The sequence below is a fragment of the Faecalibacterium sp. I4-3-84 genome, assembly GCF_023347255.1.
GTDB classification, from domain to species: Bacteria; Bacillota; Clostridia; order Oscillospirales; family Ruminococcaceae; genus Faecalibacterium; species Faecalibacterium taiwanense.
Window position 1 is genome coordinate 1273869 of record NZ_CP094466.1, and the last position, 16639, is coordinate 1290507.

Sequence of the window (16639 nt, forward strand, 5' to 3'; positions counted from 1 at the left end):
TCTTTCCCTCGAAAAAAACAGGGTGTGCAGGAATCAACAATTCGGAACGACTCTTGACTCCTGCACACCCCTTTGATCGTTTGGCAGCCCTGCTCTGTACCCAGAACCGCCAAATCAGACGCTTTTTAGCCCATTGCCACAGCCTGATTGATGAGGTCCAGATACTTGCCGTCGTTGTAGCTCTCCCACAGCGGCGAGCATGCATCCACGAACTGCTGGAATTCATCGGTGGTCAGGTCTGTGATCACATTGCCAGCTTTTTCCAGCTCAGCACGGACATTTGCCTCGACCTCTGCCCACAGGTCACGCTGGTACACCCAGCTCTCCATTGCAGCATCCGCAATGATCTTGACATCATCCTCGCTCAGTTTCTGACGAAGTTTCTCGCTCATAACCAGCATATCGGGTGCACGGGTATGACCGTCCAGCGTGAAGTACTTTGCCACCTCGCAGTGCGAAACTTCCTTGTACTGGACCATGGAGTTTTCGGCACCGTCAATGACGCCGGTCTGCAGGCCGGAATAGACATCGCCATACGGCATTGCGGTCGCAACTGCGCCCAGCGCCTCGATCATGCTGATCATCAGGTTCGACTCCTGCACGCGAATGTTCATGCCCTTCATATCTGCCGGGGTGTGGATCTCGTGCTTGGAGTTGTAGAAATTGCGGGTGCCGCCATCGTACCAGGTCAGACCGTAAAAACCGGCTTCCTTCATCTTATCGCTGCGCAGGATGTCCATGCCCAGCGTCTCAGCGACCTTCCAGAAATGCTCGTCGTTCTTGTAGATGTAAGGCATGCTCAGCGCATTCAGATCATCCACGAACTCGCACATGGGGCTGATGTTGATGCGCGCAAACTCCAGACCGCCATACTGGCACTGCTCGATGGCAGACTTCTCATCGCCCAGAACGGCATCGTAATAAATGTCGATCTCGATGCGCCCATTGGTGCGCTCCAGAACCAGATCGGACCAATACCGTAGCGCCTGCGAAACGTTGAAGTTCTCCGCATGGTTTGTGGAGCAGCGATATTTTACGGTCTCGCCCGATGCTGCCGTGCTGGAAGTTCCGGCAGTGCTGGATGCCGCAGTGCTGGTAGAGTTCCCGGAGCCGCCGCATGCAGCAAGACCTGCTGCTGCAGCCATGGCAGCGGTGCACTTCATAAAATTGCGTCGGGAGATCATCTTCTTCGCCATAATAAAACCCTCCTGTTTTTGGCAATCGGCGCAAGCCTTTTTTATTTTCAGGCTGTTCCTTCTAATACAGCCCTGTTCCGTTGTGGTTCAGCGGCCCTTGAAATCCGGGGTGCGCTTTTCGAGGAAAGCGGAAATGCCCTCGCGGGAGTCCGCCGTGGTGAAGCAGTAAGACAGAGCAAGCGAGTCCGTCAGGTCGTTATAGGTAAAGACCGAGCGGTTGATCATCTCCTTGTCCATCGCCATGGTAATGGGTGCCTTTGCGGCAAGCTCCTGTGCAAGCGAATCGGCACCTGCACGCAGAGCGGCGACATCTTCAAACACTTCGGTGACCAGACCATACTGCAGCGCGGTGTCGGGTTTGATGCGCTTTGCACGAAGGATCATGTCCTTTGCGCGGCCTTCGCCGATGATGCGCGGCAGACGGATCGTACCGCCCCAGCCGGGAATGATGCCCAGCGCGATCTCCGGCAGGGCAAACCGTGCATTTGCGCTGCAGATGCGGAAGTCGCAGCACATGGCCAGCTCCAGACCGCCGCCCAGACAATAGCCGTTGATGGCTGCAATGGTGGGGATCTTCAGCCCCTCCACGCGGTTATACACCTTGTAGCCGCAGGTGATCAGATAATGGGCATCGGCCGGCTGATAGCCCGGCGTTCCCATCTGTCCGATATCTGCACCGGCGATAAAGGATTTCTCGCCCGCACCGGTAATGATCAGGCAGCGAATGGAGGGATCTGCCTCCACCTCGTCCAGCAGCTTGTCGATCTGCTCCACGATGCCGGTGTTCAGTGCGTTCATCTGCTTGGGGCGGTTGATCGTCATGATCGCATAGCCCGTTTTCTTTTCCAGATAGATTTCTTCACTCATAGGTACACACTCCTTCTGAATTTTATCGTTCGACAGCGTCTTATGCCATCGGGTTCCTGCTTCAATGCGTCATTCCTTGCAGTGCATCCGTTCCGGGCGGAAGATGCATTCATCCATAATCTTCAGGTCCTCTGCCACTTTTGGACGGAAGTACATCTGTGCCAGAACGTCCTTTTCCAGATCCACGCCCGGCGCGATCTCGGTCAGCACCACACCGTCTTGGGTCAGCCTGAACACCGCGCGCTCTGTGACATACACGACGGTCTGCTGCTCTTCCGCTGCATACTGCGTACTGAAGGTGATCTGCTCGACCGCCGGGACGAATTTGTGGATGCGTCCTTCCTGCTGGATCACAAGCCTGCCATCCTCAATGGCGGTTTTCAGCCCGCCTGTGGTAAACGTGCCGCAGAACACCACCTTCTTTGCGGACTGGGAAATATCAATGAATCCGCCGCTGCCGGAGATCGTCGTCCCGAACTTGCTCACATTGACATTGCCCTGTGCATCCGCCTGTGCCAGACCCAGAAATGTGGTATCCAGACCATGACCGGAATAAAAATCGAACTGCGTGCTTTCGTCCAAAAATGCATCCGGATTGCTTGCCACGCCGAAGATCGCGCCCTGTGCGGGGATGCCGCCGTAGATGCCCTGCTCAATGGTCATCGTGACCTTGTCTGCAAAGCCCTCCTCCGCAGCGACTGCTGCAACACCATCCGGCATACCGAACCCCAGATTGATGATGGCACCCTGCTCCAGCTCCATAAATGCCCGGCGGGCCACGACCTTGCGTGCGTTGAGCGGGAATGCTTTCAGCTGACTGATCGGGATGGTGACATCCCCGCTGAAAGCAGGATTGTACTCGCCCTCCCCGGTCTGCATCTGAGCGGGGTCCACCACAATGGCGTCAATGTATGCCCCGGGGATCCAGACCCGCTTTGCGCTCAGGCTGCCTTTTGCCACGATGCCTTTGACCTGACAAATGACTTTGCCGCCGCTGTTGTGCGCTGCCTGCGCAGCTTCCAGCATATCCAGCCGTGCGGGCTCCTGATCAAAGCTGATGTTGCCGCTCTCGTCTGCGTAGGTGCCGCGGATGACCGCGATGTTGACGGGGAAGGTCTTGTACATCAGATAATCGACGTCATGGATCTTGATGTGTTCCACCAGATCTTCCTTGGTCACTTCGTTCAGCTTTCCGCCCTGCAGCAGCGGATCCACAAAGGTATACTTGCCAACCTTTGTGATCAGCACCGGGCGCTGTGCTGCGATCTCGCGATACAGGTGGCAGATGACGCCCTGCGAGAAATTGTAAGCCTCGATTTCATTGTTGACCGCCATTGCCTGCATCTCCGGCGACCAGCCCCAGTGACCGCCTATGACACGCCTGACCATGCCCTTGTGGGCAAAGCGGGTAACGCCGGCTCTGTTCTTATCGCCAATGCCGGAGGCATGCACCAGGGTCAGGTTTGCGGGATGGCCTGTATTCAGAAAGCGTTCCTCGATTCCCTCAAGGGTGTGGTACGCCTCCATCACACCGCCGCCGCTGCCCGTGATCACTACGGTATCCCCATCCTGAATTAGAGCTGCCGCCTGTTCGCGTGTCATGATCTGCGCCATTTGTTTTGCCTCCTTTTGTGCGGGTGAGAAGCGTGGTTTTTTCCGCACCACCTTCCCCCACCGTCTCTTTTCTCTTATATGCAAACGTTTGCATTCATCCGATAAAATTATCATCGACTCTCCCTCTCCTAAGATCACATTTCTTACGAGTCAGTCTTTCGATGAATTACGTTTGCATTATAGCCCATGCCCAACTATTTGTCAACCAATCCCCGTTATTTTTGTCGGAACGTACAGTATTTCTCGGAATTTTATAGCAGTCTGTCCTTTTCACTCTTTTTTCTCTCCTTTGAATTGCTCCAATCCTCCCGCTTTCGGCAAAATCTCTTTGTTGTATGCAAATGTTTGCAGCGTGTTATCTTGTGCAAACATTTGTGCTTTCGCGCCAAAGCCTCCGATTCTCCCCCGCTCTCCACGGCTGAACGCCAAGATCATCCATGGTTCTCCTTCGGCACGATCTTCCGGCAGGTTCGTTCGCTTCAAGCACAGGGGGCTCCAGAATGCTTTCAGCATTTTTTCAACGGTCTGCCCTGCACTTGCTTCTTTATGATATGACAGCCCAAATCGTACCGCCATGTTCCACGCTGCCACTGTCGGCAGCGCTCTTCGGATGCTTTCCGTCCCCGCAAATGCAGGGAGCGGAAGGGTGCTCGTTATCCTTCCAAAAAATTGCAGGCAGCACCACGCGCCATCCGGAGGAAGCGTCTGCATTCCCTGATATTCTTCAGCACACAAAAACCGCCCCGGCTTCCTGCTTCGGAAACCGGGGCGGTTCATTTGCGTTATGGTTTTTTATTTGCGCTTTTCAAGCGCTCGCACGGTCACTTGCGGGGATTCTTGATAGCAGCCTGGGCGGGTGCCAAAATTACAGAGCGTTCGGAGTAGCGATAAGTCGTCATTTTTCATAATCAATCTGTCTGTTTCATCTTTGAAAAATCTTAGTATTTTGTATGCAATATTGCACTACAGCCTCTGTATCCTGTGGGTATCCCTTACTTTCAAGCTCCATTGTAATTTTTTGAATGTATCGTTTTTTTACAAACTCAAGTGCAATTGGATATAAGAAAAATCGAAAATTATGATCATCACTTTGTTTATCAAGCCAATACTGAATAGCTTGTATAGCAACAGGAAGCAACGCTACACCTTTTAAATACGGATTTTTGCCAACCCAGTCAAAAAGACCGTATAATAGAGCAGCTATTATTATCCAAAACCACTTCGCCAAAAATAGTAATGCCCGGTCTATCACTCCGATTTTATTTGCATAACTATCTCCGAGCAATTTTACAACTTGCTCATCTCGCATATCGCTGTGTCTCAACAAATCACGATTTTCTTGGAGAAGATCTAATTTTTCCATCCGGATATACTCATCAAGAGATGCCGCAACTACTTCATCTGTCACAGAATCAAGATTTCCTCCGCTTTCACGCAATAAAATATCCTCTATTTTTCGCCTTGCAACTTCTGTTGTATTAATTAAATCGATATTTCGTGTTTGCTCAAGTTCAGCTGCTGTATTCCGTAGCTTTTCATAAAACACAACCCCTTCGCTTTGAGCAGCATAGGCAAATCTAGAAAGAGTAAGTGACGGTAACTGTGTAAATTCTGTAGCAAAAGGCAACCAAATTCGGTAAAGCAGCATATTATCAGAAATAACCGGAAGGTTGTGAGTGTTCCACTGCTGAATTTCATCTTCATTTGACGAAATATACTCTCGAAATGTATATGCCAACTTACTATTAGATGTAACAAAAACTGGGAGTTTTTTCTTTCCCCCATAGGCTTGAGAATAATCGCCTTCTCTAATAGCATTTATCTGCTCAATAATTTTGACATCGTAATCTATCGCCCCACGTCGCCAGCCGCACTCAGCTTCAATGTAGTCAGCAATTTCTGTCGTTTCAATGTTATACTTTTTTATCCTAGGATCATCCTTATCAATAGATGTTACTGAATTTATCCCCAATTCACGTTCCAATAGAGCATCCAACGAATCTGCATAATCTTCTAATCTTTTAGCCTCCGAAGGGTTAAGTTCGCAGTACAGCTTCAATTCTCCATCCGCGATTAGACGATGTTTTTGAAATGCCCTCCCTGCTATAGACAGTGCATTCTGCACTTCTGTCCTAGTTTCTTGAAAGATTCCAATTTCGGCATCATATTTTTCACGAAGAAGACGCACAGTTTCCCTTACTGAGTCCACTTGCGCCTTCCACGAAAAGCCAAGTGCCCGAAGGACCAACTTTGTATCCAAATAAAAAACGGTTCCTTTGAACTTCTGTTGCCGATTTTGCTGGTAATCTCCTGTTTGTCGAATTCCTTGAAGAACCATCATTCCATAAATGATTTCTTCTAGGTACGTTTTTTCCACACTATCAGTTTGCCTCTGAATAGAGTCAACATATCGGCCAATATAAAAAGACGGAGATATGTAGTGTTGCTCAAGTTCGAGCTTTTTCTTCAGGAATAACTGTGTACCATATCCCTCTGTATCAAGAAAATTCGATAAATACTTTTTTGCCTCCTCTTCGCTCCACTTTTGTTTATACTGAGACGAAACAAATTCAACTAACGAGTTCAACAATTTGTTTTCATGTTCAGCAAAACGCTGGCGAGTATTTTCAAACGAATCTATATCAAATGAAGTATCTCCGATTTTATATCCTGCAGCATGAGGTAATCGAATAACCTCTTGCTTTCTTTCCAGGATTCGAGTACAGTTACTGATAATTTGATGGGGCATTGAAATTCCAAAGTCAGACTGTAGTTGTTCTTTAATTTCGTCAGCTCTCAGCGTCTGATTCGGTGCCTTCAGCAATAAATATAATATAAAATTACAGAAAACCTGAAGAGGATTTTTACTCGTTTCAATATATGCAAGCGATACAAGGGAATTTTGACAGTTCATTGTAGTTCTTCCTCATTTTCACCCAATTAATTGCTTATCCCAGAAATTTAGTTTGGCAGAATCTATATCAATTCATATCACTACATCTTTACTTCTTTCATCTGATTCAAAATTGCGTTCTTCACGCCATCCTTCAGATAGGCCTCATTCAGCGTTTTCTTGGTATAATTCAGATATGTTCCAGCCGTTTTCTCCGTCAGAAGCGCCGTAAAATAACGTTCCCAGCTGAAATAGTCTTTGCCATCGATGTAGTCAGAAGGTGTTTGCAAAATCTGTGCAACCTTTGCATCTTTCAGAATTCCAGAGGAAAGTATCAACCACTCAAAAGATTCCGGCAAATAGAGTGTCAGATTTTCTCTTGTCTGCACAAGCTGCAACACCCTATCCATTTCCGGACCAAATGCTGCACCGTCTGCAATCACCAGAACCTTTTCATCCTTGTGAGCCTTCAAATAGGAAAACACATTTGACTTTCCATTTGCAGTATCACACTGCATTTGACATTCTTTACAGACCGCCTCAAAAAACTGATACCCCGAATTGCTGTCCTCGGTCAGAATTTTCTCCGGCTTAATATTTTCAGTTGTACTGTCCGGATAAATTCGATAGAACGAATGGTAGCTCTGTTTCAGTATCCCATACTTTCCAGAGGTTCGGATACCATACACTTCTTCCACACTGTATGGCAAGGCAGGCAAACCCTCTCTGCTCACGATAACATAATAGTTATCTGTCTGCTGAATCGCACGCGCAAAATCTTTGGTCTTGACAAACTCGTTTCCTTCGTCGATAAAAACAATGCTGTCCTGAATGTTGTTGAGCTGTCCCTTCCAAAGATTTCCTTCTACCACATAGCAACCTTTATCACAATTTAGAGTGACCGGCCCACTTTCTCCATCGTTCATATGCGTACGAATCATATCCACGAGGGTCGTTTTACCCGTTGCGCTATCCCCGCGAATGACGGTTAAGTTGCGCCGCAGTTCAAACTCATACTTTAGATACTTTGTGCCGACAACCACTTTATGAATGCCTTTCATTTCTGTCAGCCCCTTTACACAAACTCACCTGCGGCCAAAATCAGTTCTTCCATGCTGTGAACGATTTGATTTGTATTCAGCACTTTTACTGTAAATGGTTTTTTACCAAAATCCATCAGGTGGTGCAGATTCACCGTGCGATCTTCCTGTTCTGCAATTTTGAGTAGCCACTTTGCACAGTTGTTACCACAAGTCGATGCATTGAACACTTTCTCTGGCTCAAACTTCACCAAAATCAGGGTCTTTACGCCACCAGACAAACCAATCGGTGGAATTTTACCCAAGACCGGGCTGTCAATGATACCACTGTCGATAACAACAGACTTGTCCACATCCTGAATCATTTCCTTGACCATCGGGTCAACGATCCAGCCTTCCTCGTAATCATATTTGAAATAGGAAGCTGTATTATACACAGCTTCCTTCATATCACCGAAAAAAATGTTCAGCATAGTATCACCTCATTGATGTGCGTACTTCTGCTATCATTGTACCCTCTTTCCGCTTACAAAACAAGATGCAAAAAGCTCTTGGCCTCCATTACAGAAGCCAAGAGCTTTTACCTTCTTTGTCCTATCAGATTTTATTTTCGGGGAGACTTAATCGCAGCCTGGGCGGGTGCCAAAATTACAGAGCGACAGGAAAACGATTACAATAGGCTATGCTGTGGAACTCCTTTTTGTATTATTCATGCGATTCTATTTTAACGGGCAGTTCATAGGCCTTTAATTACACCATATAACAGCTTACGAAAATCGACAGATACCTGTACTTTTCTATACTCATGCTTGATTAGAGCTTGATTAGAGCTTGATTAGAGCTTGAAAAAATCTCATTTTCTCGTCAACACCCAATTGGAGCGCTGATGGTTTTCAGAATCGGTTTCAATAATACCACCCATCCTAAGTGATGCCAGCAAATTTCGAATTTTCGTATTTTTTTGTACAGCTGTTAGGGAATCAGGCAATTTATCGAACAGCAATTTATCAAAGTCACTTTTTCGCCCCTTGCCCCATTTGTTCAAGTAGTCAATAATCAATTGCTTATAATATTGATCATCAAATCCCTTATTTTTTATATATTGAGCTTTTTGGTCTAGGGCTTCTGCCACCGTTGCAGAAATAAATAGCTTTGGAATTTTTCCCTCTATCAATCCAAGCTTTCTCAATGCAGCGGCTTCCATTCTGCTAATATTTTCTCCCTTCTGAACTCTATCAAGTAAATACACTGTATCTAGATCCATATTGGGATTTTCAAAAAGAATTTTTGTGTAGTTGTCGTTCAAAACCTTTCCGTAAACCGTAACACGAACCTGATCGCATCTTGACAAGTCATAGTCTGGCATAGGGAACAGCTTTTCTTTTTGGATAGAATAAACACGGCGAATTCCCATTGAGGCAGTATCAATCATCTTAAAATTGACCATTGCCTGTGCAAGAAGCGGATTTCTATAATACGGCGGTGCATATGCTGGCTCTAATACAGACTTAATATTTCCTGGCAGGAATTGTCCTGCGTTTGACATTACAATACGATCTTCAAATTCATCTACATATATCCTTCGATCCGCAGTATAATCCTGATGCGCAATACAGTTGTTGAGCAGCTCTCGCAGCAGCCAAGAATCATATTGTTGCGTTTCAGTCGGAAATAAACTTAGCTGATTAGGCATATAGCGATACGTCAAGTTACGAATCTTTTTGTAAACCGAATCTATAGCGCACAAAAACGGAATATCAAAAATTTCATGGTCGATTGTATTTCCTTTATGGTCATAAAGCCTCCACATAATCTGCGGAGGAACCTCAAAGAAATCCGAATAATCGCTGTTTCCAAGCAGAACGAATGCTGCTTTCGTTATTTTTTCCATTCCGAACAAGTTTAATTTTAGACAAAAATTGGTAATCATCCATTTTGTCAAGTTCTTCCACTGCGTTAGAATTAGCTGCATTGGAAAGGCGTTCTCTGTAATTAGTTCGGGCAATTGAAACAGCTTTTGTATCTAGATGTGATAACGAAGCTCCGTCAATAATCTCTCTAGTCCAGTCGGTTCTGCGTTCACCTCGAATTCTATCGATTTTTTCCTGCGATAAATCAACAAGAGATTCCCCCACACGGCCATAAAAACGATTTTTCCATCCTGTAGGAATCGCAGTCACCGCAGCAGGAATTTGAAACATAACGATGCGAACAGGCTTTCCTTCCAAAGAAAACGGATGCACCACAAAAATATCCATAAATGAAATTGCTCCGGTTGTCTCTTTTGCAATCTCAAGCTTTAATTTCTCCAAAGATACAGGATTATTTTTATAATTTGTACCGCGAAATTCATGAGTAGTATCGTCTACGCCAAAAATGAGCCATCCGTATTTTTTATTTCGAAGGTTTGCTTCGTTACTAATAGCAGAGAAATATTGTCCAAGTTTGTGCAAATCAAAATTATTGCTCGCAAGTTTAAATTCCACAACCTCGTTTTCCACATGTTGAACAAGATCATTCAGTGTCTCGACCAAAGCTTTTTCGGTGTAGTTGGACACGCCATAATCAAAAGTTACGCTCATCCATCATACCTCCTCGGTTTTAATATTTCTATTATACCACAAGAAAGCCGTGTAATGGTATAATAGATTTTTGAATAGGTCTGGAGCGACCGGAACAAAGCGATTCTCCGTGCTTGCCAAATACTTGAATCCTGTCAGAACAGCCGTTCTGCTAACACCATGTCCGCCGCACTCATTTAGAGCAAGATCAAAAAGCGCAATCTGAACTATGCTACCATGCGTGCAGACGGCTTCTTCGGACATGAAAGTGATCTACGATTTTCTCTCTCAGAAGGTCGATGTGTACGATGCCTGTCTTGCTCCCGAATTGATCGACCAGTTCGTTGAAGTGGTCACCGCCATTGCCGATTACTCCTACCGCTGGAAGCTGAACACCGGCTACAAGAAGTCCAAAGAGGAGCGCACCGATCTGATGGCTGTATCGGAAAAGCCCATCCTCACCTTCACCATCAACTTTGAGACCGCCAAGCGTTACCGGGAATCCAACAAAATGCCCCACCAGTTCCGCCGTGCAGCGTGGACCGACCTGACCGTGGAGGTATATCTGTGATGCTTCTAGAAAGCGGCCCTGTGTTAAACGCAATTCACCTCATACATGAGCAAGCAAATAAGGTCCACCGCCAAAATTGACAGTGATCCTTATTTCACGCTTGATTTTCAACGATAATTCGCTATAAGATTCTTATGCTCTCGGATTTTCAATTGCAGCCTGAGCGGGTGCCAAAATTACAGAGCGTTTAGTTCAATCCACCTTCGCTTGCCCTGTCTGCTTGAGAGACTCTCCATAGTTAATATGGTAATGGCCGTTATTCTGCATCCTAACTTCAATATATTCCGAAAATGTCGTTCCAGAAATCGTAGTATTCGTCAAATGCATCACAACGTCTACTCCTGCCAAATCATTATCCCAAATTTCCTTATAAATGGCATTATTGGCATACAATTTCAGGCTTACATCTACTGAATCACCCATTGCAAGCAGTGCTCCTATTCCTCCCTGCCCAGAATTTTGACATGTCACCAACTCTGTTTTCCCCTCAAATCCAACGATATCAACGCTATCAATCTGAATATGCCGAATGATTGATTCGGAAATATTTTGCAGGGAAAATTCTACTGTTTTAATATGCTTTATTTCCTCAACTGAAGAATCAATATTCACGAGAACATCATTGATTTCATGTTGTGCAGAATTGCCACGATACGACCTAGCAATCCTAAAACATTTGCATTGCGGCATGTAAAAAAGTTTTGTACAGTAAGGCTCTGTTGGTTTGCAAGATGGATTTGTCATCTTCACAACCGGCAACAATTTTTGCGCCATTATTTTTTGAAGCTTATTATTTTCTTCGCTCAAGCGCTCATTGACTTTCTGTGCGTCTTGCCCCTGCTCAACAGTGATAATGCCAAGTATAACAGTCCCAAACAAGGCTTGAAAGCCAGAAACATAAGAAAGCGCATCTCCTGCCGACCATTCAGCCGGAAAAGCGCTGGAAAATTTAAAGAGGATATTAACCACGATTGGAACAGCGATCATTGAGATCATAAGCAGCGCAATCAGTAGCCATTTATATTTTGCAAATATCTTCTTCACAAAGATCCTGCCTTTCATCTTCATAGCTGTAACTCAATTATACCGTCCCACCACTCATAAAACAAGAACCTTCCATCCTTCACAGAAAAATGCCTATGGATTCTATTGGGAAATCCATAGGCATTTAAGAACTTATTTTTGAGAAGGCACAATCACCCTTCTACTATAATAATGGTCACTGCGTGTTCGAAAGATAAGGTTTCAACATCTCAACCAGTTCGTAGACTTTCGTTCCGGGTGCTGATTCAGACGGCTTCCGTCCTTCGTTTTGCTTGTCCAAGCGCTTTGCATTGGCAATCGCAATGTCCATGTAAGGTCGCAGCACTTCATACATATCCGGGCGGTTCTTCTCGTAACCACCTGCACCAATGTTTTTCATCCAATCGCTCAGCTTCGGCCAGTAACGAGATCTATCAATATCAGTGTCCATATACATAAAATGTAGCAAATACCACAGTTCTACGCACTGGTTTGACCATACAGCGTGGTAAATTGTTTCACCCTGCACACTGTATTCTTTGCACAACTGTGCCACCATGTCGATATTTTCTGCCGGAAAATCATCTGTGTCATAGACAATCCAGACGTGCTTAAACACAATTCCGTAGTTCTGAACGTATTGACGTACTTTCATCAGCAGGTTCACCGTATTGTCGCCAATACCCTCTACCTTTAGCTGGATTCTATCACGGTAATTAGCATTGATAATTTTTTGAATTGCACCAAAATACTGCGGTTCTGTTTCTGTACCCTCGGATGCAATCAAATGGTACTCCGGCTGAATCATCCTCGCTTTATCGCGGCGATCCTTCATCCAGCTTTTCCCAAGGTCACTTTTCTTTGGAGGTTTCAGACTCATGTCCAATCCCTCCCTGTCAGCATATTGGAAAGGTAGGGGTCTGCACCATATCGGCCTTCCAGATACTGCTTGTCAAAGGCCGCTGTGCTCTTGACGCGAGTATTGTCCTCCTGCCGGAATTCGTAAAGCGAATAAATCTCGCTCTCATGATTATCATTCATCGCAGCAAACCAAATTTCATCACGGCGGAAAACAGTGTTTTTCATCGTAGTCAGGTCGTGAGAACTGAATAACAGTTGTGCGCCCTTCTTGTTCAGTTCTTGGTTCTTGAACATCTGAATCACATACCGGAGCAGCTTCGGATGCAGCTTGGCATCCAATTCGTCTACAACCACTGTGCGGCCTTCCTGCAATGCTACCATCAGAACCGGCAAGGCTGCAATCATCTTCTTGGTTCCATCCGATTCCGCTTCAAAGGGAAGCTCATAGACTTTGCCATTGATTGTTCTCTGCGTAAACAGGTGCTTGCTATCCTCATCATAGCGATAACCGGACAAATCAATACCTACATCATTCAGTGCATGAATCAGGCTTTCCTTAGTCGTCTCACTCTTGGACACCAGCACAATGTTTTCTGCTCTGGGGTTCGCGTAGCTCTGTGTAATACAGGATTCAAACCAATTCTGCACTTCTGCAATCACAGGAATATTGTAGTTGATTGCCAAAAAAGAAAGATACGGCATCTTCGGGTTGACGTCCAAGTTGATGCTTGCCTTATTGATACTTGCACCCAATTCAATCTTCTGGCCGTCTCGTTCAAAAATCAGTCCTGTCTTCTTACCACCAAGTGTACGCCACAGAAGAGACTCAAAGACAATTTCTTCCTTGAGCGCAATGTAATACTGGTATTCCTTCTCGTCTACACGGAAGAACACCTGAAAAATCGTAGGTTCATTCGCAGAACTTTCATCCAGCATAAAGGGAGCCACACTGCTGCCCTGCTGGAAAATCATTGGCTGCCGATTCTTCTCCAATGCATGAATCGGCTTCACAACAAGGTTAATCAGGCAAAAGAATGCCTGAAGCAGATTCGTCTTACCGCCACCATTGGGGCCGTAGACTGCACTGACCGGAAGCAAATCTTCCGCTTTCTCCTGCCGAATCAAGGCATCCTGAAACTCCGGAATTGCCATTGCACGGAAATCAAATGTCGTTTCATCCTTATAAGACTTAAAATTCTGAAAAGAAAACTGGCAAAGCATTCTTTCAACTCCTTTCTGCTATTATTATAGCTCATTTCTTCTTTTTATTCTAGCATTTCAGAAAATTTTATTCTCACATCAATTTTATAAAGTAAAATCAAAGAGTAAAAAGTTTTCATTTATACAAAAAGCGAAGCTTCCCGCAGCATTTTATCTGCGCAAAAGCTCCGCCTCATGGTGATTATCTTTTAGTAGAACTGAATTTCGGCACCGCTTTCCTCTGCAATTCGAATCACCTCATCCACGCATTGACCCGCCTCTTTCTCTGTATCTGGATCGTATGCGTAATATACGTCATAGAGCTCTGGTGCTGGTGCTCGCTCATTGTCGTAGTCCACTACCTCATCATAAAATGCAATATACTGTGTAAACTGATCCCATGCGTCCAGATTACTATACTTTCCGCTATATACGTATACGTCCGTATACATTGCATTCAGCCATGCGGTATCGAAATCATTGCCATAGCTGAGATAATATTCTTTCGTGCTCGCCGGCATTTCTCCAATTTCATAGTGATTGATGTCTACGGAGATGTCGCCAGAAAGTTCCGAATAAGTATCTACTCCATTCGTACCAATAAGCATATGATCCGATTGGGTAGCAGTCCGGGTCGAAGTGTTTGAAGTCGTGTCATCCGCGTATGTTTCACTCTCCGGTTCACTTACAGGTTCTGCCGTACTAACGCTGCTGACACTGGAAGAATCCGCAAGTGCGTCATCCAGAGCGTTTTCCAACTCGTCAAATGCATCGTCCAGCGCATTGCTGCTGGCAATGCCGTGATTTTGGCAATAGCTCTCACTGATTTTGGAAAGCACGGCGTACCTTTCCAGCAGGTTCATTGTCTCGCCGGCCCAGGTCATACGGTCGATGCTGAAAGAGTCATCCTCCAACTTGAAGTAGAAGCCCATGATGATTTTTTCGCCGGTCTGTGTGTTGGCACACTCACCGCTGTAGTGGACAAAGGTTACACCGTCCTGCTCATAGTTTTCCCACTTACCGTTTGCAAAAAAGTCGTCCAGCACTTCGCCCACAGTGGCTTCTGCGGGGAATACCTGCGGCAGATAGCTATCCGAGATATTCTTCGACCGTGCCGAATCAGAATAAAAGAGATTGTAAAACATGTACCCTGCAAACACAATAAACGCTGCTGCAATTGCCAGCTCGATCAGCAGCGGCATTTTATGCGCCTTGAACAGCTTTTTGACCGCCGCCTTTTCTTCCTCCACCTGTGCTGCAGAGATTTTTTCGGGATACAGGATGGCGATCACTTGAGAAAGCAAAACACTGCTGAAAACCGCATACAGATATTCTTTCTTACTGCTTTTGGACGATTTGGTCAGGATGGTCATTTTCAGACCATCGGCTGTGTTTTTCAGTTGATAAGTACCACGCTTTTTGCTGTAAAAGGTCATGGCATCCGCAGTATCCGTCACCTGTTCAATGTCTGGGTTGGCAAATCCACGGCGGATGCGGTCTACGGCTTCTTCCCAGCTCATTCCATCCGGCAAAGGAAGCTGGCCTCTGTCATGCTCCGGGCCATAGACTTTTTTATCAGTTGCTTTGCATCAAGCTGTGTGTAGTAATATTTGTTGTGATAATACAGCGTATTTCCATAGGAAATAATATGAACATCTTTCTTCAGTTCTCCTGCCCTTTCCACAATGGACAGAGTCTTAGAAGTTTTCTTGATAGCAGGTTCAAAGATCGGACGACTTGCTGGCTTAGACAATGTGCCTTCCTGCACATTATCGGGTATGTCATCTCGCACCAAGATGGGCGGTGGTACTGCGTCCCTCGCATTGAGAGAACTAAGATAGTCCGAAAGCTTTTCTGCGGGCACCGATGGATCTGGTTTATGCCGTGCCGCTTCTAGCTTCTTCTTGATTTTCTCGCGAGCTTTTGGCCTTTCGTCAAAGACCGCCTGTGACACGCCCTTAGGCGATTCAGCCTCATCGGATTGGAGAACCTCATTAGAATCGCTGAAACTGCAGTCCCAAGTACCTTCCGACCATCCAGTCTGTCGCACACGTTGTTCACGCAGTTTCTTCTGCTTTTGCTTGAAATTGACCTTACTCATGTTTTTTTACCTCCTCAGAATTTTTCTGAAGATAACTTTGCGCGGTAAGCTTCTCGATGAAGTTTTGCTTACCTGTCGCATTACCTGAAATAAGGTAGTCAATTCTTGTCAGTCCGTCATCCCGGTTGTCGCCAACCCAGATGTAGCCAGTTTCTGTATCCCAAGCATGAATCAGTAAGTTATACTGGCTTTCTTGCTCAATCTCTTCGGTATGACCAACGATAATTGGCGCATCGCCTCTGATAATAAGACAGAAGAAGATTTTTCCGGATTTGTCAGTTTTCATGCTGCACAGAACCTGAAAATTTTTAATTCCATCTTCGATTTTCCAGTTGTATGCAGCAATCTGCTTTCCGTCCTTTAAAATAATCGTCTGAAATCCTTCAAGGTAGGAAAGAAATTCTCCTTCGCAAAATACAAGTTCACCCCCTGCATTCCCAAAGGTTACGTAGCCTTCTTTTCTCTTGAAAGCTTTTTCCATCCACGTAACATTTTTTTCTAACAGAGTGCGCTCCTCTTCCTTCAGTGCTTTGTAGATGTTTTCACTGTTCTTCTGTGTCATAATTGTGTCCTCCCAAAATAAATAATGATTTGCTCCGACAACGTATCTGTCGTTTGCAGCTATAGCTTATCACTCTTTCCTCATTTGCTCACGACTGGTGATTATCATAGAAAATCATCTTTTCATCCGATATTCATTCACAGTTTATTC

Annotated in this window: 16 protein-coding genes; 1 reads left to right on the plus strand and 15 read right to left on the minus strand. The window is 45.5% G+C overall.

Annotated elements, in window-relative coordinates; genetic code table 11:
* Window positions 1-125: 125 nt before the first annotated feature.
* The 9 genes from MTP41_RS06270 to MTP41_RS06310 all read right to left on the minus strand — a co-directional run bounded on the left by MTP41_RS06270 (window position 126) and on the right by MTP41_RS06310 (window position 10192).
* On the minus strand, window positions 126-1196 hold the full coding sequence (locus MTP41_RS06270) for a TRAP transporter substrate-binding protein (protein WP_097777286.1): 1071 nt from the start codon (window positions 1194-1196) through the stop codon (window positions 126-128).
* Window positions 1197-1283: 87 nt separating this feature from the next.
* Complete coding sequence (locus tag MTP41_RS06275; RefSeq protein ID WP_097777188.1) at window positions 1284-2063, minus strand: enoyl-CoA hydratase/isomerase family protein; 780 nt, start codon at window positions 2061-2063, stop codon at window positions 1284-1286.
* 69 nt (window positions 2064-2132) lie between these two features.
* Window positions 2133-3677: an acyl CoA:acetate/3-ketoacid CoA transferase gene (locus MTP41_RS06280; protein WP_097777187.1), complete on the minus strand. Its 1545-nt coding sequence runs from the start codon at window positions 3675-3677 to the stop codon at window positions 2133-2135.
* A 270-nt stretch (window positions 3678-3947) separates the two neighbouring features.
* Entirely contained in the window at window positions 3948-4412 is a 465-nt protein-coding gene (locus MTP41_RS06285) for a hypothetical protein (RefSeq protein ID WP_143405490.1), read from the minus strand.
* A gap of 187 nt (window positions 4413-4599) precedes the next feature.
* Window positions 4600-6591, minus strand: a complete 1992-nt coding sequence (locus MTP41_RS06290; RefSeq protein WP_097777185.1) for a hypothetical protein — start codon at window positions 6589-6591, stop codon at window positions 4600-4602.
* 80 nt (window positions 6592-6671) lie between these two features.
* The gene (locus MTP41_RS06295; protein WP_097777184.1) at window positions 6672-7631 is read right to left on the minus strand and encodes a translation initiation factor 2; all 960 of its coding nucleotides are present in this window, start codon (window positions 7629-7631) and stop codon (window positions 6672-6674) included.
* 14 nt (window positions 7632-7645) lie between these two features.
* Complete coding sequence (locus tag MTP41_RS06300) at window positions 7646-8083, minus strand: DUF4869 domain-containing protein (RefSeq protein ID WP_097777183.1); 438 nt, start codon at window positions 8081-8083, stop codon at window positions 7646-7648.
* A 380-nt stretch (window positions 8084-8463) separates the two neighbouring features.
* On the minus strand, window positions 8464-9540 hold the full coding sequence (locus MTP41_RS06305; RefSeq protein ID WP_249236442.1) for an ATP-binding protein: 1077 nt from the start codon (window positions 9538-9540) through the stop codon (window positions 8464-8466).
* On the minus strand, window positions 9437-10192 hold the full coding sequence (locus MTP41_RS06310) for an ATP-binding protein (RefSeq protein ID WP_207653492.1): 756 nt from the start codon (window positions 10190-10192) through the stop codon (window positions 9437-9439). The genes MTP41_RS06305 and MTP41_RS06310 overlap by 104 nt, the downstream gene beginning before the upstream one ends.
* A 241-nt stretch (window positions 10193-10433) precedes the next feature.
* On the opposite strand from MTP41_RS06310, the gene MTP41_RS06315 reads away from it, so the two are divergent.
* Window positions 10434-10742, plus strand: coding sequence for a hypothetical protein (locus MTP41_RS06315; protein ID WP_097777182.1), 309 nt, complete (start codon window positions 10434-10436; stop codon window positions 10740-10742).
* Between the two features lie 192 nt (window positions 10743-10934).
* Here MTP41_RS06315 and MTP41_RS06320 read toward each other — a convergent pair whose 3' ends face one another.
* From MTP41_RS06320 to MTP41_RS06345, 6 genes are all read right to left on the minus strand, one after another.
* On the minus strand, window positions 10935-11810 hold the full coding sequence (locus tag MTP41_RS06320) for a hypothetical protein (protein WP_097777181.1): 876 nt from the start codon (window positions 11808-11810) through the stop codon (window positions 10935-10937).
* A gap of 151 nt (window positions 11811-11961) precedes the next feature.
* A complete protein-coding gene (locus MTP41_RS06325; protein ID WP_097777180.1) occupies window positions 11962-12645 on the minus strand; it encodes an RloB family protein in 684 nt (227 codons plus the stop codon).
* Window positions 12642-13847, minus strand: a complete 1206-nt coding sequence (locus MTP41_RS06330) for an AAA family ATPase (RefSeq protein ID WP_097777179.1) — start codon at window positions 13845-13847, stop codon at window positions 12642-12644. Before MTP41_RS06330 ends, MTP41_RS06325 begins: the two co-directional genes overlap by 4 nt.
* A gap of 188 nt (window positions 13848-14035) precedes the next feature.
* Window positions 14036-15358, minus strand: a complete 1323-nt coding sequence (locus MTP41_RS06335; RefSeq protein ID WP_249236443.1) for a hypothetical protein — start codon at window positions 15356-15358, stop codon at window positions 14036-14038.
* Complete coding sequence (locus tag MTP41_RS06340; RefSeq protein ID WP_097777177.1) at window positions 15343-15927, minus strand: hypothetical protein; 585 nt, start codon at window positions 15925-15927, stop codon at window positions 15343-15345. Before MTP41_RS06340 ends, MTP41_RS06335 begins: the two co-directional genes overlap by 16 nt.
* Window positions 15920-16489 carry a hypothetical protein gene (locus MTP41_RS06345; RefSeq protein ID WP_249236444.1) on the minus strand — a complete coding sequence of 190 codons (570 nt, stop codon included), beginning with the start codon at window positions 16487-16489 and terminating at the stop codon, window positions 15920-15922. The genes MTP41_RS06340 and MTP41_RS06345 overlap by 8 nt, the downstream gene beginning before the upstream one ends.
* Window positions 16490-16639 lie beyond the last annotated feature (150 nt).